Raw genomic sequence first — 21,680 nt, 5'->3', positions numbered from 1 at the left:
CAGTCTCCATGCAGGTCAGCAAATCGTTGTTTGCCGCTCTTACCCTCACCGCGCTGGCTGGCGCTGTGCAGGCCGCCGATGAAGTGGTGGTGTACTCCGCGCGTATCGACGAGCTGATCAAGCCGGTCTTCGATGCCTACACCGAAAAAACCGGGGTCAAGGTCAAGTTCATCACCGACAAGGAAGCGCCGCTGCTGGCCCGCCTCAAGGCCGAGGGTGCCAATACCCCAGCCGATATGCTGATCACCGTGGACGCCGGCAACCTCTGGCAGGCCGAGCAGGAAGGCGTGCTCAAGCCGCTGGACTCCAAGGTCATCCAGGCCAATATCCCTGCCCAGTACCGCTCCAGCACCGGCAGCTGGACTGGCCTGTCGCTGCGTGCGCGGACCATCGTCTACTCCCCTGAGCGGGTCAAGGCGGGCGAGCTGACCACCTACGAAGCCCTGGCCGACAAGAACTGGGAAGGCCGCCTGTGCCTGCGTACCAGCAAGAAGGTCTATAACCAGTCGCTGACCGCCACCCTGATCGAGACCCACGGTGCCGACAAGGCCGAGGCGATCATCAAGGGCTGGGTTGGCAACCTGGCCACCGACGTATTCCCGGACGACACCGCGCTGATCCAGGCCGTCGATGCCGGTCAGTGTGATGTTGGCATCGTCAACACCTACTACTTCGGCCGTCTGCACAAGCAGCAGCCGGATCTGAAAGCCAAGCTGTTCTGGCCGAACCAGGCCGACCGTGGCGTGCACGTCAACCTGTCCGGTGCCGCCGTTACTTTGCATGCGCCGCACGCCGATGCCGCGCAGAAGCTGTTGGAGTGGATGACCACCGAAGAGGCCCAGGGCCTGTTCGCCGGTCTCAATCAGGAGTTCCCGGCTAACCCGCAGATCGCGCCTTCCGCCGAAGTGGCTGCCTGGGGCAGCTTCAAGGCCGACGCTATCCCGCTGGAAGTGGCGGGCAAGCGCCAGGCCGAAGCGACCATGCTGATGGATCGCGCCGGCTGGAACTAATCGGCACGTGTCGGATGGGTCGGGCCGCGCAGGTCGGGCCGCGTAGCGTCGTACCCATCGCTGCTGGATCGATGGGTATCGCTGCGCTCAACCCATCCTACGGCTGCAGTTATACTCGACGCCCCGGCCCAGTCCGGGGCGTTGTGTTTTTCGTCTTGAGGATAGTGCGTGGCCCTTCCTGCCCAGCGTCGCTGGTACCCCATCGCCTTTGCCGCCGCCTTGCTGGTCCTGCTACCGCTGAGCGTATTGCTGTTCAGCTGGCATGAGATCGACCGGCAGATCTGGTCGCACCTGTGGCAGACCCAGTTGCCGCGGCTGATCGGCAATACCCTGGTATTGGTGTTCGGGGTGGGCGTGGGGGTGACGGTGCTGGGCGTCAGCCTGGCCTGGTTGACCAGCCTCTGCGAGTTTCCCGGCCGGCGCTGGCTGGACTGGGCGTTGATGCTGCCCTTTGCCATTCCCGCCTATGTGCTGGCCTTTGTCTTCGTTGGCCTGCTGGATTTTGCCGGGCCGCTGCAGACCCTGCTGCGCGACTGGTTTGGGCCCGATTTGCGCCTGCCGCGGGTGCGCTCCACCGGCGGGGTGATCATCGTTCTGGTGCTGGTGTTCTATCCCTATGTCTACCTGCTGGCGCGCAACGCCTTTCTGGCCCAGGGCAAGGGCCTGATGGAGGCGGCGCGGGTGCTTGGGCTAAGCCCCTGGCGGGCGTTCTGGCGCGTCGCCCTGCCGATGGCGCGCCCAGCTATCGGTGCCGGCCTGGCCCTGGCAATTATGGAAACCCTTGCCGATTTCGGCGCGGTTTCGGTGTTCAATTTCGACACCTTTACCACGGCCATCTACAAGACCTGGTACAGCTTCTACAGCCTGACCAGCGCCACTCAGCTGGCTAGCCTGCTGCTGCTCGCGGTGATGCTGGTGCTCTATGGCGAGCGCCGCGCCCGCGGTGCGGTGCGCCCGGCCAACGAGCGGCCGCGGGGCAAGGCGCTGTATCACCTCAAGGGTGGCCAGGCGCTGGCAGCGAGCGCCTGGTGCGGCCTGGTGTTCGCCTGCGGTTTCGTGATTCCCGTGCTGCAGTTGATCGTTTGGTTCTGGCAACGTGGCCGTTTCGATCTGGATGAGCGTTACACGGCGCTGATCCTGCACACCCTCTACCTGGGCGGCATGGCGGCGCTGATCACCGTCAGCGTGGCGCTGCTGCTGGCCTTCGCCCTGCGTCTGGCCCCGACCCGGCTGATGCGCGGGACGGTCGGCCTGGCCAATGTCGGCTATGCCTTGCCGGGTTCGATGCTGGCGGTGGCGATCATGCTGGCCTTCAGTTACCTCGACCGCGAACTGGTGATTCCGCTATCCGCCTGGCTGGGCGGGGCCGGTAAGCCGATCCTGCTCGGCAGCCTGTCGGCGCTGCTGCTGGCCTACCTGGTGCGCTTTATGGCGGTGGCCTTCGGCCCACTGGAAAACAGCCTGGCGCGGGTGCGTCAGTCGCTGCCGGAGGCCTCGCGTAGCCTGGGGGTCGGCGGTATCGGCCTGTTCTTCCGGGTTTACCTGCCGTTGTTGCTGCCGGGGGCCCTGTCGGCGGCGCTGCTGGTATTCGTCGATGTGCTCAAGGAAATGCCGGCGACGCTGCTGATGCGTCCCTTCGGCTGGGACACCCTGTCGGTGCGGGTGTTCGAGATGACCAGCGAGGGCGAATGGGCGCGTGCCGCGCTGCCGGCCCTGACCCTGGTGCTGGTCGGGCTGCTGCCGGTGATTCTGCTGATTCGCCGTTCGGCTCGGCGGGTGGGGTAGCAGGCCGGGCGGCAGGCGAAGCAGCCTAGGCTTTGCGAGTACGCCCTACGGCCAAGATGACCCGTCGCAGTCTTGCGGCTACAATGCGCGCCATTCGCAGCGGCCCATCATCTCGATAGCCCGTGCCAGCACCCGATTTTTGTGGGTTCAGCCGAGTTGCCGCCGCACTGCCCAGCCCGCAAGGAGACACTTATGGGACAGCGCACACCCCTCTACGACCTGCACCTCGCTTTGGGTGCCAAGATGGTCGACTTCGGCGGTTGGGACATGCCGTTGCACTATGGCTCGCAGGTCGAGGAGCACCATCAGGTGCGTCGCGACTGCGGCGTGTTCGATGTGTCGCACATGACCGTGGTGGATGTCAGCGGCAGCCAGGCCAAGGCCTATCTGCAACACCTGCTGGCCAACGATATCGAGCGTCTGCAAAGCATCGGCAAAGCCCTCTACAGCGGCATGCTCAACGAGCAGGGCGGGGTGGTGGATGACCTTATTGTCTATCTGACCGACTTTGGCTATCGCGTGGTGGTGAATGCTTCGACCCGCGACAAGGACCTGGCCTGGATGCACTTGCAGAGCGTCGATTTCGACGTGCAATTGCACGAGCGTGCCGAGCTGGGCATGTTGGCGATTCAAGGCCCGCACGCACGCAGCAAGACCGCCGAGCTGGTCAGCCAGTCGCGTGCCAACCTGATTCAGAGCCTCAAGCCTTTTGAAGGCCGGCCCGATGGCGACTGGTTTATCGCCCGCACCGGTTACACCGGCGAAGATGGCCTGGAAATCATGCTGCCGGCCAGCGAAGTGGTGGCCTTTCTCAATGAACTGGTCGGTGCCGGTATTTCCCCGATCGGTCTTGGCGCGCGTGACACCCTGCGCCTGGAAGCCGGAATGAACCTCTACGGCCAGGACATGGACGAAAGCGTCACCCCGTTGGCCGCCAATATGGCCTGGACCATCGCCTGGGAGCCGGCCAGCCGTGGCTTCGTGGGCCGCGCCGCGCTGCAGAAGCAGAAAGCTGAAGGCGTCGCCTCCAAGCTGGTCGGCCTGGTGCTGGAAGAACGCGGCGTGCTGCGCGCCCATCAGGTGGTGCGGGTTGAAGGGGTGGGCGAAGGTGAGATCACCAGCGGCAGCTTCTCGCCGACCCTGGGTAAATCCATTGCCCTGGCCCGCGTGCCGGCGGCTACCAACGAACGCGCCGAAGTAGAAATTCGCGGCAAGTGGTACCCGGTGCGGGTGGTCAAGCCGACTTTTGTGCGTAACGGCAAAGCTCTGATCTGAGTGTTGATTTGGCCATGGATGGTCGAGAGCGCCCGTGTTGGAGCGGCTCGCTAGGTTTTTAAAGACTTTCTTTCGCTATGGCCAAGGCCTGCTAAATTTCCATGACGGCGTGGTCGCCGTCATGTCTGATGAGGAACGACACATGAGCAATATCCCCGCCGATCTGCGTTACGCCGCCAGCCACGAGTGGGCGCGCCTGGAAGCCGATGGCAGCGTTACCGTAGGCATTTCCGATCACGCGCAGGAAGCTTTGGGCGATGTGGTATTTATCGAGCTGCCGGAAGTCGGCAAGACCCTGAGTGCCGGTCAGGAAGCCGGGGTGGTGGAATCGGTCAAGGCCGCGTCCGACATCTATGCACCGGTCTCCGGCGAAGTAATCGCCATCAACGAAGGCCTGGCCGACAGCCCGGAAAGCGTCAACAGCGATCCGTACGGCAGCTGGTTCTTCAAGCTCAAGCCGAGCGATGCCAGCGAGCTGGACAAGCTACTCGACGCCGCCGCCTACAAGGCCGCTTCCGACAGCGACGCCTGATTCGCTCGGCTGCAACTAGCCACCGCTAGCCAGCACGGCCTGCGCCAGCTCCATATCGCTGGCCTGCAGCTGCGGGTCGTTTTCGCGTAGCTGCTGCAGCAGGGCTTGCAGATAGGGCCCGCGAATCTGCCCGTCGCTGGCGACAAAGCTGCTGGCATCGTCGCGTAGCGGGACGATCATTTTTCTGTCTTTGACGGTCAGGTAGGTCGAGGCCGTGGTGGCTCCGGATGAGAGTACGTCACGCCAGTCCGCTGCGAGTAGCTGAGTGCTGCTCAGGCACAGCAGCGCGAGCATGGCTAGATTGAGTGGGCGCATAGCGGTATCTCCATAACATAGGGCCTACCTGAAATCGGATCGCGTCACGCGCTCACGGTTCCGGGCGATTCGTCATGGTTTCAGCTGGCGCTGTCCGTCGCGGTGTCGTGGTTTTCCAGATAGTGCTGCAGCAAGCCGGGGAATTGCCGGCGGGCGCTCAGCTGAAAGCCATGCCGCTGATACAGCGCTAAGTTGCGTGGCGCGCCGGTTTCCAGGGCGATGCTCAAGCAGCCGCTGGCGCGCAGTTGCGCCAGGCTTTGCCTTAGCAGGGCGCTGCCCAGGCCCATGCCCTGATGTTCCGTGGCTACTGCAATAAATTCGATGCGACCGCTTTCGGCCGGGGCATGCTGGTCGAACGCCTCCAGCAGCAGGTCCAGGCGCTCCAGGCAGTCAGCCCCGCACTGGCTGCGGATAACTTCGCCGAAGTGTTCCAGGCTGGCGGCGCTGGGCTGATGCCCGGCGGGGCTGAAGTAGCTCAGGCCGAGCAACTGCTGGTTTTGCCAGGCGGCCAGAATCGGCAGCCGGTTGGCACGGTGAAAGGCCTGGTAGCCGGCCAGGTAGGCGCGCCGCCTGGCCTCGTAGCCGGGGCGCTGGCCGAACAGGTACCAGGCCAGCGTCGGGTCGTCGGCAAAGGCCTGATCGAGCAGGGCGAGCGCCTCTGCCTCCTGCGCCGCGGGCAGCGGCGCAAGTTGCAGCGGGCTCATTGGCTGGCTTCGACCTTGAGGATCACGCCATCCTGACCGGTGACCCGCACCGTGGTGCCGGCCGGCAGATCCGGGCCGCTGACCAGCCACAGCGAGTCGCCCGCCTTGACCTTGCCGCGGCCTTCATGGATGGCCTCATGGAGGACAAGCTGACGGCCGAGCAATTCGCTGCCGCGGCGGTTCAGCCCCGGCTGGTCGGAAGGCTTGGCCGCACTGCGCTGGCGTCGCCACCAGAGCACCGCGGTCAGTACCGAGAGCACCCCAAACAGGATGAACTGCAGGGCCCAGGGCAGCTCGGGGAAGATAAAGGTCAGCACGCCGACGCTGGCGGCGGCCAGGCCGATCCACAGCAGGTAGCCGCCAGCGCCGAAGACCTCGAGGATCAGCAGCAGGGTGCCGATCGCCAGCCAGTTCCAGTGCGACAGATGTTGCAGGCTGTCCCACATGGCTTAACCCTTCTTCTCGCTGCCAAAGGTGGCTTTGACGATTTCGCCGATACCGCCCACCGCGCCGATCACCTGGCTGGCTTCCAGCGGCATCAGGATCACCTTACTGTTATTGGCGCTGGCCAGCTGGCCGAGGGCGTCGATGTATTTCTGCGCGACGAAGTAGTTGATCGCCTGCACGTTACCGCTAGCGATGGCGTCGGAAACCACCCGGGTGGCTTCGGCTTCGGCACCGGCGGCACGTTCGCGGGCTTCGGCTTCGAGGAAGGCGGCCTGACGTTGACCTTCGGCCTCGAGGATCTGCGCCTGCTTCTTGCCTTCGGCGGTGAGGATGGCGGCGGCGCGCAGGCCTTCGGCTTCGAGGATTTGCGCGCGCTTGATACGTTCTGCCTTCATCTGCCCGGACATGGCCGCCATCAGGTCGGCGGGCGGGCTGATGTCCTTGATCTCGATACGGGTGATCTTGATGCCCCAGGGCGCGGTTGCCTCATCCACGGTGCGCAGCAGTTTCTCGTTGATCGCGTCGCGCTGGCTAAGCATGGCGTCCAGCTCCATGGAGCCGAGCACGGTACGGATATTGGTCTGCAGCAGGTTGCGGATCGCGTGGGTGAGGTTGTTTACCTCGTAGGCGGCCTGGGCGGCGTTGATCACCTGGAAGAAGCACACGGCGTCAATCTGCACGGTGGCGTTATCGGCAGTGATGACTTCCTGCGGCGGAATATCCAGCACGGTTTCCATCACGCTGAGCTTGTGGCCGATACGGTCCATCACCGGCACGATGATGTTCAGGCCCGGGGTCAGGGTGTTGGTGTAGCGGCCGAAACGCTCCACCGTCCACTGCGAACCCTGGGGTACCACCTTGAAGCCCATAAACACCACGGCGACCGCGAGGCCGACGAAGAGAAAGATCACACTGCCGATTTCCATATGTAGCAACTCCAGTTGTCTGAATTATCTGAACATCTAAGCACAGTTGTAGTCGCGCGGAGGGTACATAAGCGTTACCGCGTCTGTTTGCCGACCACAGCTGTGCTGCCGTTGGCCATTTTGCGTTGTGGCGGCGGCTTTCAGTTGGCCTCTAGGGCGCTTGGCAGCGCCGCGATCAGTCGGGCATCAAAGCCATAAATGTCGGGCGCATAGCGCAGCGTGCCGTTGTCCAGAGCCTCGGCCGTCCAGTAGGCGATCAGCAGCGGGGCGGGTTGCTGCAGACGGTACTCCTGGGTTTTACCGCTGGTGATGCGGGTCTGCACCGTGGTCAGCTCCTCGGCAGGCAGCAGCCAGGTGAGCAGGGTGTCCACGGCTTCGACCCGCACGCAGCCGGAGCTGAAGGGCCGCGGGGCCTTGGCAAACAGATGCTGGCTGGGGGTGTCGTGCAGGTAGACCGAGAAGGGGTTGGCGAAGCGCAGGGCCACGCGGCCCAGAGGATTGCGGCTACCGGCGGCCTGACGCAGGAGGATGACTCCGGGGTTGTCCCAGTCCACCAGATGCGGATCGAGGGCATTGCCGTGACGGTCGAGAACGCTCAATTCCTGGCGCTCAAGGTAGGCCAGGTCTTCACGGATCGCCGGTAGCTTGTCCTCGCGCAGGATGGTCGGCGGTACGGTCCAGGTCGGGTTGAGGGTCAGCCGCGCGATGCGCGAGGCGAGCAGCGGCGTCTGTCGTTCCGCGCGGCCGACCTGGGTGCGGCTGCGCCAGAGCGGCTGGCCCTGGCGCATGACCTGCAGCTCGGCGCTGGCCACGTTGATCAGCACTTCGGCGCTGTGCATGTCGTCGGCCAGCCAGCGCAGGCGCTCCAGGTTGGCGCGCAACTGGTCGCGGCGGTTTTGCGCGCTGAGGTTCAGCTCGGCCAGGCTGCCTGCGCCGAGAATGCCGTCGTCCTGCAGGCCGTGAGCGGTCTGAAAGGCTTGCAGGGCGGTGACCGTCGCCGCGTCGAAGAGCAGGCCTGGGTCGTCCGTCAGGGCACCCAGATAGCCTTCGGCGATCAGTCGCGCGCGCAGGGCCGGCACCCGGGCATCGCTGCGTTCGGGCTTGAGCAATGGGCCCGCGGGCAGTGCCGCCCAGTGCCCCAGCGGTTGCTGGCGCTGTTGCGCGTAGGCGCTGCGCAGGCGTTGATACTGCGGCGTGCCCGGGCGCGCGCTGGCGAATGCCTCGGCCGGGCTATGTAGATGCAGCAGGGCCAGTGACAGGATGGCCAGTTGCGAATCGGACATGGGCCAGTCGGCGGGCCGCCAAAGGGGTTCGAAGCGCTGCTGCAGCAGGCGGCCGCGGCGTAGATGGAGCAGGGCCTGCAGGTAGCTGTGGCTGGTCAGCAGGTCGGTGCAGTCGGGCTGCCCAGCCTGGGCGACGGTCGTCAGGCTGGCGGGTAACGGGTATTCCCCGGGGTGCAGGCCGTCGTCCGCCAGCTGTTCGATTTGCACGTGCAGCTGTTGCAGCTGCGCCTCGTCGCGCCAGGCAGGACTGTGCTCGCGCTGGGCGTAAAAGTCCGTGAGGAGTTTGCGTGCATTCTCGTCTAGGCTTGCCGGAAGGGGCGCGCAGGAGTCCAGCAGCGCCTCTAGCACCGGGGTTGGCTCGCTGATGGTAACGGCCGGCGGCTCTACGGCATTCACGACCAGTGGCAGGGTGAGCAGGGCAGCGCTCAGGTAAGATGTACGTTTATTGAACAATTAAGCTGGCTCCGATCCTTGGTTTGCGTTGCACCTCTATAGATGCGGTGTACCACGAGCGGCAGGGACGGGTCGAACGGGATCTGCTGACAGGACGTCCTGGATTCGTGCTTTGGAGGTATTTGCGCACATGTTGGGACGTATTGCTCGCTCGTGTCTGGCCGGCCTGTGGCTGCTGGGCGTACCGCTGGCGGCCACGGCTGCTCAGGCGGATGGATTGGCCAGAGACCTGGCGCGTATCGCACCCAGCCTTAATAAGCAGGCCCTGCAGCATGCCCTGGCGGCCATGCAATGTGCGGTCAACCATGGTGCCGCGCCAGCGCGGCGTCTGGCGGTGATCGACTATTCGCAACCTTCCACCGAGCGCCGTTTGTGGATTTTCGATCTGCAGCGCAAGAGCCTGCTGTTGCGCGATTTCGTCGCCCACGGCCGGCAGTCGGGGGAAAACTTCGCCGATCGCTTCTCCAATACCCTGGGCAGTCACCAGACCAGCCTGGGGCTGTTCCGCACCGCGGAGAGCTACCGGGGCAAACACGGCTATTCCTTGCGCATGGATGGTCTGGAGCCGGGCCTCAACGATCTGGCCCGCGAGCGCGCCATCGTTATCCACGGGGCCGGTTATGTGAACCCGCGTTGGGCGCAGAAGCATGGCCGTATCGGCCGTAGCCTGGGTTGTCCGGCGGTGCGTCCGGAAGTGGCGCGGATGGTGGTCGATCAGCTCAAGGGCGGGCAGTTCCTCTTCGCCTGGCACTCCGACCAGCGCTGGCTGCAAAACTCGGCTTACCTGGATTGCCAGCCGCAGCGGATGGCGGGCATCCTGGCTCGCCAGCAGCGTTTGCCGCGCAGCTAAGCCGTTCGCGCAACCAAGACTGCAGGTAACCCGCAGCACGTCTTTGATGCTGGTCAAGCCTGCCGCAACCTTCTGCGCGCCCTGGGGGCGATGACGCCTGTCTTATCCATCACGCGATTTGGTGGATGGATAAAGCGTCATCCACCCTACGAGATTGTGGGCCTTGCAGAGAAACCTAATCGCGGCGCTATTTCTGCTCGCTTTGCGGAGTCACCCGCAGCACTTCCTCGATGGTGGTCAGGCCGGCGGCGACCTTTTGCGCGCCGGACAGGCGCAGGCTGCGCATACCTTCCTTGAACGCGTGTCGGCGCAGCGCAATCAGGTCGGTGTCGGCGCTGATCAGGGGCTTCATCGCATCGTTGATCAGCATGATTTCGTAGACCCCGGCGCGGCCGCGGTAACCGGTATCGCGGCATTCCAGGCAACCCACGGCGTGACACGCCTGGGTCGGTAGCGGTGCGTTCCAGGGCTTGGTCAGGCTCTGCCAATCATCCTCGCTCAGGGTGTGGGGAGCCTTGCAGTGCGGGCACAGGGTGCGCACCAGGCGCTGGGCCATAACCCCGAGCAGGGTGGCCTTGAGCAGGTAGTGCGGCACGCCCAGTTCGAGCAGGCGGGTGATGGCGCTGGGGGCGTCGTTGGTGTGCAGGGTGGACAGCACCAGGTGCCCGGTAAGCGCCGCCTGGATCGCCATCTCGGCGGTTTCCAGGTCGCGAATTTCGCCGACCATGATGATGTCCGGATCCTGGCGCATTAACGCGCGCACGCCGCTGGCGAAGGTTAGGTCGATATTGCTCTGCACCTGCATCTGGTTGAAGGCCCCCTCGATCATCTCGATCGGGTCTTCGATGGTGCAGACGTTGACCTCGTCGGTGGCCAGCTGCTTGAGCGTGGTGTAGAGCGTGGTGGTCTTGCCCGAACCGGTGGGGCCGGTGACCAGGATGATGCCGTTGGGCTGGCCGGTCATGCTTAGCCAGCGCTTCAGGTCATCGGGAGAGAAGCCCAGCTGGTCGAAGCTTTTCAGCAGCACTTCCGGGTCGAAAATCCGCATCACCATCTTTTCGCCAAAGGCGGTGGGCAGGGTCGACAGGCGCAGCTCCACCTCGCCGCCTTCCGGGGTCTTGGTCTTAACCCGGCCGTCCTGGGGTTTGCGCTTCTCCGCGACGTTCATCCGGCCCAGGCTTTTCAGGCGGCTGACTACCGCCATGGTTACCTGCGGCGGGAACTGGTAGACGGTGTGCAGCACGCCGTCGATGCGAAAGCGCACGCTGCCCTGCTCGCGGCGCGGTTCGATATGGATATCGCTGGCGCGCTGCTGGAAGGCGTACTGGAACAGCCAGTCGACGATATTGACGATATGCGCGTCGTTGGCGTCCGGCTCCTGGTCCTGGGCACCGAGGTTGAGCAGTTGCTCGAAGTTGCCGACGCCGCTGATCTTCTGATCGGTGTTGGTGGCACCGCTGACCGATTTAGCCAGGCGATAGAACTCCACCGTCAGGCGCTGGATATCCACGGGGTTGGCTACCACCCGCTTGATCGGGCGCTTGAGCACGTGGGTCAGGTTGGCTTCCCAGCTATTGACCAGGGGCTGCGCGCTGGCGATGGTGACGCTGTCGCTGTCCACCGCCACGGCGAGGATCTTGTGGCGCTGGGCGAAGGCATAGGACATCAGCGGGGTGACGGCGGCGACATCGATCTTCAGCGGGTCGATGCGCAGATAGGCTTGCCCGCTTTGTTCCGCCAGCCACACGGTGAGGCTTTCCAGGTCGAGCTTCTTGCCTGGACGGCTGAGGTCGTCGAGCTGCTGGGCGGCGAGAAATTCCAGGGGATGTTGCTGGGTATTCAGCGCGCTGCGGCGGATGGCCAGGCACTGCTCGGCGCTGTCCTGGGCGACCCGGCACTGGGCGACCAGCTCGCGCAGCAGGTCGCTGAGCTCCAATGGGCGGTCATGGTCGGTTGCAGCAAAGGCGGGCATGCGGGCTCCTCGGTCACTCTTGGCCTACAGCATGCCCGAAACTGGCTCCGAGGGTGAAGCACCGAGCGTGACCGGGCGCACGGCCTGCGCTGCCCGCGGTGCGCCGACGGTCATTCCTGGTGTGCGGGTTGGCGGAGCGGCAGTTCCATACGGAAGGTGGTGCCCACGCCCACTTCGCTGTGCGCCGTGAGCGTGCCGTTATGCTTTTGCACGATGCCGTAGGCGAGCGACAAGCCGAGCCCCGTGCCCTGGCCTATGGGTTTGGTGGTGAAGAAGGGGTCGAAGATCCGCGGCAGGGTGTCCGGGGCGATGCCCTGCCCGGTATCCGCCACCTCTATCCAGACCCGCTGATCCAGCGTGCCGGTGCGTATGTGGATAGTGCCGCGAGCGGCTCCCATCGCCTGGGCGGCGTTGACCAGCAGGTTCAAGACCACCTGGTTGAGTTGAGCCGGCAGGCATTCGATCTGGGCAATGCCGCCGTATTCCTTGATTACCTCGGCCTTGTACTTGAGTTCGCTGGCGACGATGTTGAGGGTCGAGTCGATGCCCCGCTCCGGGTTGGCCAACTGCCACTCCTGGCTCGAGTCGACCCGCGAGAAATCCTTCAGGTCCGCGACTATCTGCTGGACCCGGGCGATGCCTTGCTTGGACTCGCGCATCAGTTGCGGTATGTCTTCCTTTAGGAAGTCGATTTCCACGCGCTCACGCAAGCGTTGCAGCTTGGCCGCGACCTCCGTTGTGCCCACGGTCTGTTCCACGGCCTCGTAGGCCGTGAGCATCTCCAACAAGCCGGCGTAATAACCCTCGAGCGTGCCGAAGTTGGAGGAGATATAGCCGAGCGGATTATTGATCTCATGGGCGACGCCCGCCGCTAGTTGGCCGATGGAGGCCAGTTTCTCGGCTTGCAGCAGCTGGCTTTGCAGTTGCTTGCGTTCGACGATTTCCACTTGCAGCGCTTCGCTGGCCTGCTTGATCTCAACCGTGCGCTCCTGCACCTTCTCCTCGAGCTCGCTCATCTGCACGGCCAGCTGCTGGGTCATCTCCCACTTGGCCGTCAGCGTATTGGCCAGTTGGCAGACCTCTATATTGTCGAAGGGCTTCTTCAGAATCAGCAGGCGGTCGCGGCTGTCGAGGCGGTCCAGCACCTCTTCCCAGGAGTAGTCGGCGTAAGCGGTGCAGATCACTATCTGCAGGCGCGGGTCTTCTTGCCAGAGTTGTTCGATGGTCTCGACGCCGTCCCAGCCCAGCGGCATGCGCATGTCGACGAACGCCATGGCGTAGGGGCGGTTGTGCGCAATCGACTCACAGACCATGGCCAGACCCTCCTGGCCCCGATAGGCCGAGTCGAGTTCGAAGGGGGCTGCGCTGATTTTGACCTCATGGTCGAACAGGGCCGCTTCGATCGCATCCAGTTCGGCCTCTGCCCGGGTATCGAGCAGCAGGATCTTGCGGAAATCCTCATGAATCGAGGGCGTGTCGTCGATCAGCAAAATGCGCCGGTTGGGCAGCCTATTCATAGGTTATCCCCTGCTGTTCTAAAGGGTAGCTCGAGGGTGAAGAGCGCGCCCTTGCCCGGTCCGTCGCTGTGGGCCGTCAAGCGCCCCCCCATCTCCAGCGCCGCCACCGCACAACTGTGCAGGCCAAAGCCATGGCCCTCTTTACGGGTGGTGAAACCGTGGGCAAAGATCATAGTCAGGTTCTCTGGCGCAATGCCTTCGCCCTCATCCTTCACGCAGATGCGCAGGGTGCTGTCGGGTAGCATCTCCACGCTCAGGGTCATGGTTTGGGAATGGTCATCCAGGCCCGACATCGCATACTTGGCATTACTGATCAGGTTGATCAGGATCAGTAACAGCCGGTGCTTATCCAGCAACAGCACGGGAACCTCGGCATACGCCTTCACCACCTGCACCTGATGTCGCACCAGCGCTCCAGCGTGCATGCACAGGGCGTCCTCGAGCAAGTCGGTTATCTGCACGGGCTCGACCATGCTGGCCGCGCCCGCATAAGACTGCTGGATGGCGACTATTTCCTTGATGTGGTCAATGCTCTTGGTCAGCTGTGCGAGCTCTTCGACTATGCCTTGTTGTTCGCTCGCGAGCACCGCCACCAGTTGGTTCAGGTAGCCTGGCAGCAGCTTGCCCTTCTCGTCGTGGGTCATAAAGTTGCCCAGATCGCCGCTGTGCTCATTGATCAGTTGCACCGCCTTGGCCAGGCCTTGGGCCTTGGAGCCGCGCACCTGGCGGCTGACCATATCGGCCGAGACGTTCACGCTATTGAGCACGTTGCCGACGTTGTGCAGTACGTTACTGGCGATTTCGGCCATGCCGGCCTGGCGCGCGGTGCTCACCAGTTCGCTTTGCGCCTCGCGCAGTTCGCGGGTGCGCTCTTGCACCCGCTGTTCCAGGCTTTCGTTGGCGCCCTGGAGCGCCTTGTTGACCCGGTGGATCACCGCGTAGCTGCGCACCAGGCGGTTGGCCACGTACAGCAGCAAGCCCGCCAGCACCGCCGAGAAGGTCAGCAGGTACTGGCGATATCGTTGGGCCTGCGCAGCGGCCAGGAGCTGTTCCCGACTGAGCACCTCGTTGAGGTCGTCGATCCGCGCGGCCACCGGCACGGCGGCGATGCTGTTCAGCAGCCCGTTGACCACGCTTTGCTCGCGCAAGAGGGTGCGCACATGCGCCCTGAAGATGTCCAGGGCAGTGTCGAGGGCGTTCGCCGGCTGCCCGCTTTCCCTGGGCAGACGCTCCAGCCCGGCGGCGATGTCAGCCGCCAAGTCGGCGGCGGTCGTTTGGTTGTACCTCATGCTGGCCAGCAGCAGTGTGTTCACCGCCCCCTCCACTGAGGTTAGCGCGCGGCGTTCACTGCCCTGGGTCTGTTCGATCAAGCGGTGGATGTCGTCCGCCGCCGTGGGCAGAAACGCCAGCGAGTTGCGCAGCACCGCGCTATGCGACTTGAAATGCTCGATTAGCCGGGTTTTCTCCTCGATGGCTTGCTGGTACGCCGCGCGTCCATCGTTCCAGGCCCTGGCGTCGTCGCGCGTCTGCGGGGTGCCGAGGGTGGCCACTTGCGCGTGCAGCTTGTGCAGATTGCTCAACGGGTTCACCAGCTGGTCGTAGCTTTGATTAAGGCCGATTTTCGACTTCAGCACGTCCAGTTCCCACTGCGCGTCCAGCTGTTTGTTCTGCCGGAGCAGGGCGACCTTCTCGAAGTAATTGGCCGGGTCGTAGGCCTGGGTCTTGATATAGAGGAAGAGCAGAGCTGCGGCGAAGACCAGGGTTAACCCGAGCATGGCGGGCCAGCTTAGTTGTCGGGGCAGGTTCATTGCGCTTTGCCCTCCAATTCGCCGGTCAGGGTGTTGAGGAATTGAATGATGGCGTGCTTGTCTTCCTGCGAGGCGCTACGCCCGAGCTGGTACCTGAACATGACATCGACCGCTTCTTCGAGGGTCTTGGCCGTGGCGTCGTGGAAGTAGGGCGCGGTGAGGGCGACGTTGCGCAGGCTGGGCACCTTGAATACGTGTTTGTCGTCTTCCTCTTGGGTGACCAGATAGCGGCCCAGATCGGCCTCGGTCGGGTTGCCGCGCGTGGCGAAGTAGTCGCCCATCACGCCAAATTTCTGGAACATATTGCCGCCGATGTTCACCCCCTGGTGGCAGGCGATGCAGCCGTATTGTTTGAACTTCACATAGCCGGCTTGCTCCTCCGCGGTGATCGCCTCGGCGTCGCCCTGCAAATATTGGTCGAAGCGCGAGTTGGGCGTGAGCAGGGTATGCTCGAAGGTCGCGATCGCGTTCTGGATACTGGTCTGGGTGATGCCCTCAGGATAGGCTGCCGCAAAAGCCGTGCGGTAGCTGGCATCTTGAGCCACTTTGCGTATCACATCCGGCCACTTCGAGCCCATTTCGAGGGGGTTTTGCACGACGGCGTCGATCTGCGCCTCCAGCGAGTCCGCCCGACCATCCCAGAACTGCCTGAAGTTGAGCGCGGCATTGAGCACGGTAGGCGCGTTGACGGCCGTCGGCTGGCCGCTAAGGCCCAGCGAAAAGGCCAGCCGGTCGGCGCCGCCGCTCTGCAGTTGGTGGCAGCTGGCGCAAGAGCGGCTGTTGTTGGCGGATAGGCGCACATCATGAAACAGCCGGCGACCCAGTTCGACTCGGGCAGGATCCTGTGCCTCAACCTGGGGAATCGGCCGGATAGGTTCGTCGAGTGGCGTGCCGGCGAGTAGAGCGGCCGCCGCGAACGGCCCGGCCATGGTGCCCAGCAAGGCGAGCAGCGGCAGTTGCCGGCGTTTTGGCCCGACGGGCCTGAGCAACGCAGCGTTGCTGTGCGCTCCATCCTCGGCCCCACGCGGGGCGCTGTTGGGCGCGCGGCTCATGAGCGATCCTGCGGTGGCTCAAGGAAGCTGGCGTAGGCCAAGCCGGCTTCGTCATTCGGTGCCTGCGGTGTGATGTGGCCGCGGCGCAGCAGTTCGCCGGCGCGCCGGTTGTCCATCGCCATGCTGAAATAGAAACCCTGGGCCTCGGTGGTGGAGCCGGCCGAGATCAGCGGGGCGCGCTGCTCGCGGGTTTCCACGCCTTCGGCGATGATGGCGCGGAGCGTCGTTGCGTCGGTGGCCGAGTTGATAAAAGACTGAGCGATCTTCACTCCACGCTCACGAAGCTGGGGCAGCACGTCGTTGCGTGTCCATTTGGTCTGGGCCAGCACGCCCGCGTTCGCCGGCTCGCCCATGTTGGTCTGTGCTATGGCGAATTCATCGCCGCCCAGGCGGGCGACCAGATCGCTCTCGCGGGTACAGCTGCCGATGCGTCTGGCGACTTTTTGCAGGAGCAGGTCGCCCACCGGGTGGCCGAGGCTATCGTTGACCTCCTTGAAGTGGTCGAGATCCAGGTAAAAGATCGCGAACGAGGGCGCTCCGCGCTCGGCCGCGGCGAAGACTTGCCGCAGGCGCTCGATAAAGGTCGCCCGGTCAGCCAAGCCGGTGAGGCTGTCGGTACGGGCGAGCAGGGCGATTTTCTCCTCCGCCAGCTTGCGCTCGGTGATGTCGAGAACGATCCCTTCGATCTCGATTAACCGCCCCTCTTTGTTGCGCACCGGGATGTAGCGGTTCTCGACCCAGCGGTAAGCTTCAGCGCCGGTCAGCAGGCGGAACTCGATCGAAGCGCCCTGTGCGCTTTTCTCCAGTACCCGCGCCATTGCCGTGTCGAACATCTCCTGATCGTCGGGATGGACGAGTTCTTGCGCCCAGTTCGGCGACGCCAGCAGTTGGGCGGCATCGTGGTCGAACTTAGTGATGTTGTGCGAGATATACATCAGCGGAAATGAGGGCTCGCCGCGCAGGCAGTAGAGGATCGTCGAGCTGTTGCGGACGATGATGTTGGCGTCGGACAGCTCCTTGGTTCTTTCCTCGACCGCCTGCTCCAGGGCGCTCATCTTCATGGCCGCGTCTTGCGTCATCTGCCACTTTACGGTCAGCGCTTCCTGGCCCAGATAGGCGGAGTCGAGCTCAAAGCTGGGACCGGCAAGCGGGGCGTCGCCGAACAGCGCCGCCTCGGTGTCGGCCAGCAGGGCTTGGCCGTCCTGGCCGGGGTCGAGAGTCTTGCGAAAATCCTGGTGAATAGCCGGGGTGTCGTCGATCAGAATGCGCCGGTTGCCGGCATAGGGTGGCCTGATCATTGCTGGAGCCTCCGGGGAGGGGCCGTGCGACGCAGGAGGTCGCGGCCAGGTCGATGTCGTTGCCTTTGCGTCCCAGCGATCCGCCCCGTTCCTTCACGGCCCAGGCTCCGCTGTGCAGCTCTCAGCCAGTGTAGGTGTTTTGTTCGAATGTGCAGGCGCGCGGCGGCTCTGGGCTGGCGGCCTGGTTTCAATCAGGGGGGGCATGGATTCGCTGCTGCCCGCCCCGGTTGGGCCAGGCATCGAGCCGGTAATTCCACCGCATCCGTATTTACGGACAGGCCGCAAGGCGCTGGCATGGCGTCAGCGCGGCGGTTTTGTTGGTTCAGGGAACGGCCGGGTGCCGGCCGCGCTTTAGCGCGTGAGGCGTTGCACCCCGGTGGCGGTGCCGAGCAGCAGCAGGTCGGCCGGACGCGCGGCGAACAGGCCGTTGGTGACTACGCCGACTATGGCATTGATCTGTGCTTCCAGCTCGCGTGGATTGACGATCGACAGGTTGTGCACATCGAGAATCACGTTGCCGTTATCGGTCAACACGCCTTCGCGGTACACCGGATCGCCGCCCAGGCGTACCAGTTGGCGGGCGACATGGCTGCGGGCCATGGGGATTACCTCAACCGGCAGCGGAAAATTCCCCAGTACCGGCACCAGCTTGCTGGCGTCGGCGATGCAGATAAAGGTCTGGGCCACCGCCGCGACGATTTTCTCGCGGGTCAGGGCCGCGCCGCCGCCCTTGATCAGGTTGAGGTGCTCATCGCTCTCGTCGGCACCGTCGACATAGAACTCCAGGTCGCTGACGTTGTTCAGCTCGTACACCGCAATGCCGTGGCCCTTGAGCCGTGCAGCGGTGGCTTCGGAGCTGGCCACGGCTCCATCGAACTCCATCTTGTGCTTGGCCAGGGCGTCGATAAAGCAGTTGGCGGTGGAGCCGGTGCCGACCCCGATCACACTCTTGGCGTCGAGTTTGGGAAGAATAAAGTCGACGGCAGCCTGGGCAACGGCTTGCTTGAGTTGATCCTGGTTCATCATGGAGGCCTGGCGTGGGAGTGGGGAAAGGCGCGAATTATAGCGCGGGAACGCGGCAAAACCTTATCCGTCATCGGTGTTTGCTGGGCAAGGCCTGCGGGTGCGGGGAACGATGCAATGCGGGCCTCTTGCGTTCGTCGCCGGCCACTGTGCGCGGCGCGCAATCCCCGTAGGGCGGACATGCCGAAGGCTTGTCCGCCATCAGGTTGGCAGCGGTGGACAAGGCTTCGCCATGTCACACCCTACAATTGCGCTGTCATGAGCCCCCGCAGATCATGTGGTCGTGCGGCGCAGCCCTGGGGTAGACTCGCGGACTCCCCGAAAAGCTGCCTGCGATCTCGCCATGCTCGAACAGTACGTCAAGAAGATCCTCACCTCGCGCGTCTATGACGTGGCGGTGGAAACCCCGCTGCAAGCCGCCAACCAGCTTTCCGAGCGTCTGGGCAACCAGATTCTGCTCAAGCGCGAAGACCTGCAGCCGGTGTACTCGTTCAAGATTCGCGGGGCCTACAACAAGCTGGCGCAGCTCTCGGCCGAAGAGCAGGCCCGCGGCGTGGTCACTGCCTCGGCCGGCAACCATGCCCAGGGCCTGGCCCTGGCGGCCAAGGTGCTGGGGGTCAAGGCCACCATCGTGATGCCCAAGACCACTCCGGAGATCAAGGTCCAGGGCGTGCGCTCCCGTGGCGGCAAGGTGGTGCTGCACGGCGACAGCTTCCCCGAGGCGCTGGCCTATTCGCTGAAACTGGTGGATGAGAAGGGCTACATCTATATCCACCCCTACGACGATCCGCACACCATCGCCGGCCAAGGCACGGTGGCCATGGAAATCCTCCGTCAGCACCCTGGCCAGCTCGATGCGATCTTCGTGCCGGTGGGCGGCGGCGGCCTGATTGCCGGTATCGCGGCCTATGTGAAATACCTGCGTCCGGACATTCGGGTGATCGGCGTTGAGCCGGATGACTCCAACTGCCTGCAGGCCGCCATGGCCGCTGGCGAGCGGGTGGTGCTAAGCCAGGTCGGCTTGTTCGCCGACGGCGTGGCGGTGGCGCAGATCGGCCAGCACACCTTCGAGGTGTGCAAGGACTATGTCGATGAGGTGATCACCGTCAGCACCGACGAGATCTGCGCGGCGATCAAGGACATCTACGACGACACCCGCTCGATTACCGAGCCGGCTGGCGCGCTTAGCGTGGCCGGGATCAAGAAGTACGTGGAGCGCGAAGGTTGCAGCGGCCAGGTGCTGGTGGGTATCGACTCGGGTGCCAACGTCAACTTCGACCGCCTGCGCCATGTCGCCGAGCGCGCCGAGCTGGGCGAGAAACGCGAGGCGATCATCGCCGTGACCATCCCCGAGCAGCCGGGCAGCTTCAAGGCCTTCTGCGAGGCCATAGGCAAACGCCAGATCACCGAATTCAACTACCGCTATCACACCGATCGTGAGGCGCACATCTTCGTCGGTGTGCAGACCCACCCGGAAACCGACCCGCGCGCCGCGCTGGTGGAAAGCCTGCGTAGTCAGGGTTTCCCGGTGCAGGACCTGACCGACAACGAACTGGCCAAGTTGCATATCCGCCATATGGTGGGCGGGCATGCCGCGGCGGTGCCGGATGAAGTGGTACTGCGCTTCGAATTCCCCGAGCGGCCGGGCGCACTGTTTAATTTCTTACAAAAACTCGGTGGCCGCTGGAACATCTCGATGTTCCACTACCGCAACCACGGCGCTGCCGATGGTCGTGTGGTTGCTGGCCTGCAAGTGCCCAGCGACGAGCGCCATCTGCTGCCGGCTGCGCTGGAGGCCATCGGCTATCCCTACTGGGATGAGAGCGACAATCCGGCCTACAAACTCTTTTTGGGCTAAAAACCTGTTCAATGTCTGCTGCGCGTCGGCCCTGCGGCGTTAAAAACCGGCTCGGAATGCTCATGTACAACAGTACACTCCGCTTCCTCGCCTGTTTTTGCCTTGCAGGACTCTAGCTCGCGAGACCTTGAACAGATCTTGAACGGCAGGAGCTGCACCGATGGAACATTACCAATTGCTGAAAATCGCCCACAGCGCACCGGGCATTCTGGTGCTGCTGGGCGTGCTGGCCCATATCTTTATGCTGTGGAAGGCGGCGCGCGGCAGCGATGCCGCAGTGCTGCAGCGCAAGCTCAAACGCACCCGCCTGATCAGCCTGCCGGTGCTCGGCCTGCTGGCCCTGAGCCTGCCGGTTAGCGGCTGGTGGCTGGTCGACCTGGCGGGCTTCCCGCTGGGGCAGACCTGGCTGCTCGCCAGTAGCGTGCTGTTCGGCGTGCTGGTGTTGATCGGCCTGCTGCTCAATGGCCGTCTGGCCGCCTGGCAAGCGTTGGCTGGCAGCCCTGCGCCGGCGAGCCTGCTGCGCTTCTGCGCGGTCTATGCCGGGCTGATTGTGCTGCTGTTGCTGGTGATCATGGGGTTGATGGGGGCCAAGCCGGCTTAAGCGACAGGTTAAAGGCTCGGCCCCCGGGCCCTGTTGCGTTCATACGGGCTGGCCTGATGCCGTAGGGTGCACCGTGCGCACCGGGAACCCGTAGTTTGAGCTGGTGCGCGGCGCACCCTACCCAGTATTGGGGCTCCCCCGAACGTCTTATGCAATACAAGGCGGCAGCATCGCCAAATAAAAACGCCGCCTGATCAGGCGGCGTTTTTCGTTGTGGTGGTTCTTAGCGCAGCGAGATCACCGGCCAGCCGCGCTTTTCGGCCTCGGCGCGCAGGTTCGGGTCGGGGTCGACTGCTACCGGGCGGGTGACCTGCTCCAGCAGGGGCAGGTCATTCATCGAGTCGCTGTAGAAGCAGCTGCCTTCCAGGTTCATGCCGTTTTCCGCTAGCCAGCGGTTAAGCCGGGTGACCTTGCCTTCCTTGAAGCACGGCACGTCGGTGGTGCGCCCGGTGTAGCGGCCGTCCTGCATTTCGCATTCGGTGGCCAGCAGGGTGTCGACGCCCAGGCGCGCGGCAATCGGCGCGGTGACGAAGCGGTTGGTGGCGGTGATGATCAGCAGCTTGTCACCGGCGGCGCGGTGTTCGGCCAGCAGGGCCTCGCCCTTGGCCAGGATGATCGGCTCGACGCAGTCGCGCATAAACTCGCGGTGCCACTGGTCCAGCTGGGTCATCTCGCTGCGGCCGAGAATCTCCAGGCTGAAATTCAGGTAATCGGTGATATTCAGCTGGCCCGCCAGGTAGTCCTGGTAGAAAGCGTCGTTGCGCGCCTTGTAGGCGATGCCGTCGAGGATGCCGCGCTCGCACAGGTAATCGCCCCAGGCGTGGTCGCTGTCGCCGCCGAGCAGGGTATTGTCGAGATCGAATAAAGCCAAACGCACGGGGCACCTACCGGAGCAAAGGTCGAAGGACGGCAGAATACCGGCTTTTATTCGCCATTCCCAATAACCGCAACGCGCTAAGGTTGCAGTGCCT

General features: G+C 63.9%; 18 protein-coding genes and 1 pseudogene. 7 read left to right on the top strand and 12 right to left on the bottom strand.

The features are described 5' to 3' along the window. Positions 1–8 precede the first annotated feature (8 nt). The 4 genes from VMP31_RS02705 (at position 9) to gcvH (ending at position 4,602) form a co-directional block, all read left to right on the top strand. Entirely contained in the window at positions 9–1,010 is a 1,002-nt protein-coding gene (locus tag VMP31_RS02705; RefSeq protein WP_325503804.1) for an extracellular solute-binding protein, read from the top strand. Between the two features lie 168 nt (positions 1,011–1,178). Beyond that, positions 1,179–2,795: an iron ABC transporter permease gene (locus tag VMP31_RS02700; protein WP_325503802.1), complete on the top strand. Its 1,617-nt coding sequence runs from the start codon at positions 1,179–1,181 to the stop codon at positions 2,793–2,795. A 192-nt stretch (positions 2,796–2,987) separates the two neighbouring features. Beyond that, on the top strand, positions 2,988–4,070 hold the full coding sequence (gene gcvT, locus VMP31_RS02695) for a glycine cleavage system aminomethyltransferase GcvT (protein ID WP_325503800.1): 1,083 nt from the start codon (positions 2,988–2,990) through the stop codon (positions 4,068–4,070). Between the two features lie 142 nt (positions 4,071–4,212). Beyond that, positions 4,213–4,602: a glycine cleavage system protein GcvH gene (gene gcvH / locus VMP31_RS02690; protein ID WP_325503798.1), complete on the top strand. Its 390-nt coding sequence runs from the start codon at positions 4,213–4,215 to the stop codon at positions 4,600–4,602. Between the two features lie 15 nt (positions 4,603–4,617). Here gcvH and VMP31_RS02685 read toward each other — a convergent pair whose 3' ends face one another. From VMP31_RS02685 to VMP31_RS02665, 5 genes are all read right to left on the bottom strand, one after another. Then, complete coding sequence (locus VMP31_RS02685; protein WP_414705419.1) at positions 4,618–4,917, bottom strand: DUF2388 domain-containing protein; 300 nt, start codon at positions 4,915–4,917, stop codon at positions 4,618–4,620. An 80-nt stretch (positions 4,918–4,997) separates the two neighbouring features. Next, complete coding sequence (locus tag VMP31_RS02680; RefSeq protein ID WP_325503796.1) at positions 4,998–5,621, bottom strand: GNAT family N-acetyltransferase; 624 nt, start codon at positions 5,619–5,621, stop codon at positions 4,998–5,000. Continuing rightward, on the bottom strand, positions 5,618–6,067 hold the full coding sequence (locus VMP31_RS02675; protein ID WP_325503794.1) for an NfeD family protein: 450 nt from the start codon (positions 6,065–6,067) through the stop codon (positions 5,618–5,620). The genes VMP31_RS02680 and VMP31_RS02675 overlap by 4 nt, the downstream gene beginning before the upstream one ends. Before the next feature lie 3 nt (positions 6,068–6,070). Beyond that, positions 6,071–6,994: an SPFH domain-containing protein gene (locus VMP31_RS02670; protein ID WP_325503792.1), complete on the bottom strand. Its 924-nt coding sequence runs from the start codon at positions 6,992–6,994 to the stop codon at positions 6,071–6,073. 140 nt (positions 6,995–7,134) lie between these two features. Further along, on the bottom strand, positions 7,135–8,730 hold the full coding sequence (locus tag VMP31_RS02665; RefSeq protein WP_325503790.1) for a L,D-transpeptidase family protein: 1,596 nt from the start codon (positions 8,728–8,730) through the stop codon (positions 7,135–7,137). Between the two features lie 130 nt (positions 8,731–8,860). Here VMP31_RS02665 and VMP31_RS02660 point away from each other — a divergent pair, with 130 nt between their 5' ends. Beyond that, on the top strand, positions 8,861–9,580 hold the full coding sequence (locus tag VMP31_RS02660) for a murein L,D-transpeptidase catalytic domain family protein (protein WP_325503788.1): 720 nt from the start codon (positions 8,861–8,863) through the stop codon (positions 9,578–9,580). A gap of 187 nt (positions 9,581–9,767) precedes the next feature. Here the strand turns inward: VMP31_RS02660 and VMP31_RS02655 are convergent, their stop codons facing one another. The 6 genes and pseudogenes from VMP31_RS02655 to rpiA form a co-directional block, all read right to left on the bottom strand. Then, a complete protein-coding gene (locus VMP31_RS02655) occupies positions 9,768–11,552 on the bottom strand; it encodes a GspE/PulE family protein (RefSeq protein WP_325503786.1) in 1,785 nt (594 codons plus the stop codon). A 110-nt stretch (positions 11,553–11,662) separates the two neighbouring features. Continuing rightward, positions 11,663–13,069: an ATP-binding protein gene (locus VMP31_RS02650; protein WP_325503784.1), complete on the bottom strand. Its 1,407-nt coding sequence runs from the start codon at positions 13,067–13,069 to the stop codon at positions 11,663–11,665. After that, a complete protein-coding gene (locus tag VMP31_RS02645; protein ID WP_325503782.1) occupies positions 13,066–14,877 on the bottom strand; it encodes a DAHL domain-containing protein in 1,812 nt (603 codons plus the stop codon). The genes VMP31_RS02650 and VMP31_RS02645 overlap by 4 nt, the downstream gene beginning before the upstream one ends. Beyond that, complete coding sequence (locus tag VMP31_RS02640) at positions 14,874–15,806, bottom strand: cytochrome-c peroxidase (RefSeq protein WP_325504001.1); 933 nt, start codon at positions 15,804–15,806, stop codon at positions 14,874–14,876. Before VMP31_RS02640 ends, VMP31_RS02645 begins: the two co-directional genes overlap by 4 nt. 443 nt (positions 15,807–16,249) lie before the next feature. Next, positions 16,250–17,029, bottom strand: a pseudogene (locus VMP31_RS23330) (diguanylate cyclase domain-containing protein); the annotation flags it as partial. A 549-nt stretch (positions 17,030–17,578) separates the two neighbouring features. Further along, positions 17,579–18,250 carry a ribose-5-phosphate isomerase RpiA gene (rpiA, locus tag VMP31_RS02630; RefSeq protein WP_325503778.1) on the bottom strand — a complete coding sequence of 224 codons (672 nt, stop codon included), beginning with the start codon at positions 18,248–18,250 and terminating at the stop codon, positions 17,579–17,581. Positions 18,251–18,533: 283 nt separating this feature from the next. Here rpiA and ilvA point away from each other — a divergent pair, with 283 nt between their 5' ends. Continuing rightward, positions 18,534–20,108 carry a threonine ammonia-lyase, biosynthetic gene (ilvA, locus tag VMP31_RS02625; RefSeq protein WP_325503776.1) on the top strand — a complete coding sequence of 525 codons (1,575 nt, stop codon included), beginning with the start codon at positions 18,534–18,536 and terminating at the stop codon, positions 20,106–20,108. A gap of 160 nt (positions 20,109–20,268) precedes the next feature. After that, positions 20,269–20,709, top strand: a complete 441-nt coding sequence (locus tag VMP31_RS02620) for a DUF2269 family protein (protein ID WP_325503774.1) — start codon at positions 20,269–20,271, stop codon at positions 20,707–20,709. Between the two features lie 223 nt (positions 20,710–20,932). Here the strand turns inward: VMP31_RS02620 and VMP31_RS02615 are convergent, their stop codons facing one another. Then, a complete protein-coding gene (locus VMP31_RS02615; RefSeq protein ID WP_325503770.1) occupies positions 20,933–21,586 on the bottom strand; it encodes an HAD family hydrolase in 654 nt (217 codons plus the stop codon). Positions 21,587–21,680 lie beyond the last annotated feature (94 nt).

The sequence above is a fragment of the Pseudomonas sp. genome, from assembly GCF_035512415.1.
Lineage (GTDB): Bacteria > Pseudomonadota > Gammaproteobacteria > Pseudomonadales > Pseudomonadaceae > Aquipseudomonas.
This window is presented reverse-complemented; position numbering and strand designations above follow the sequence as displayed.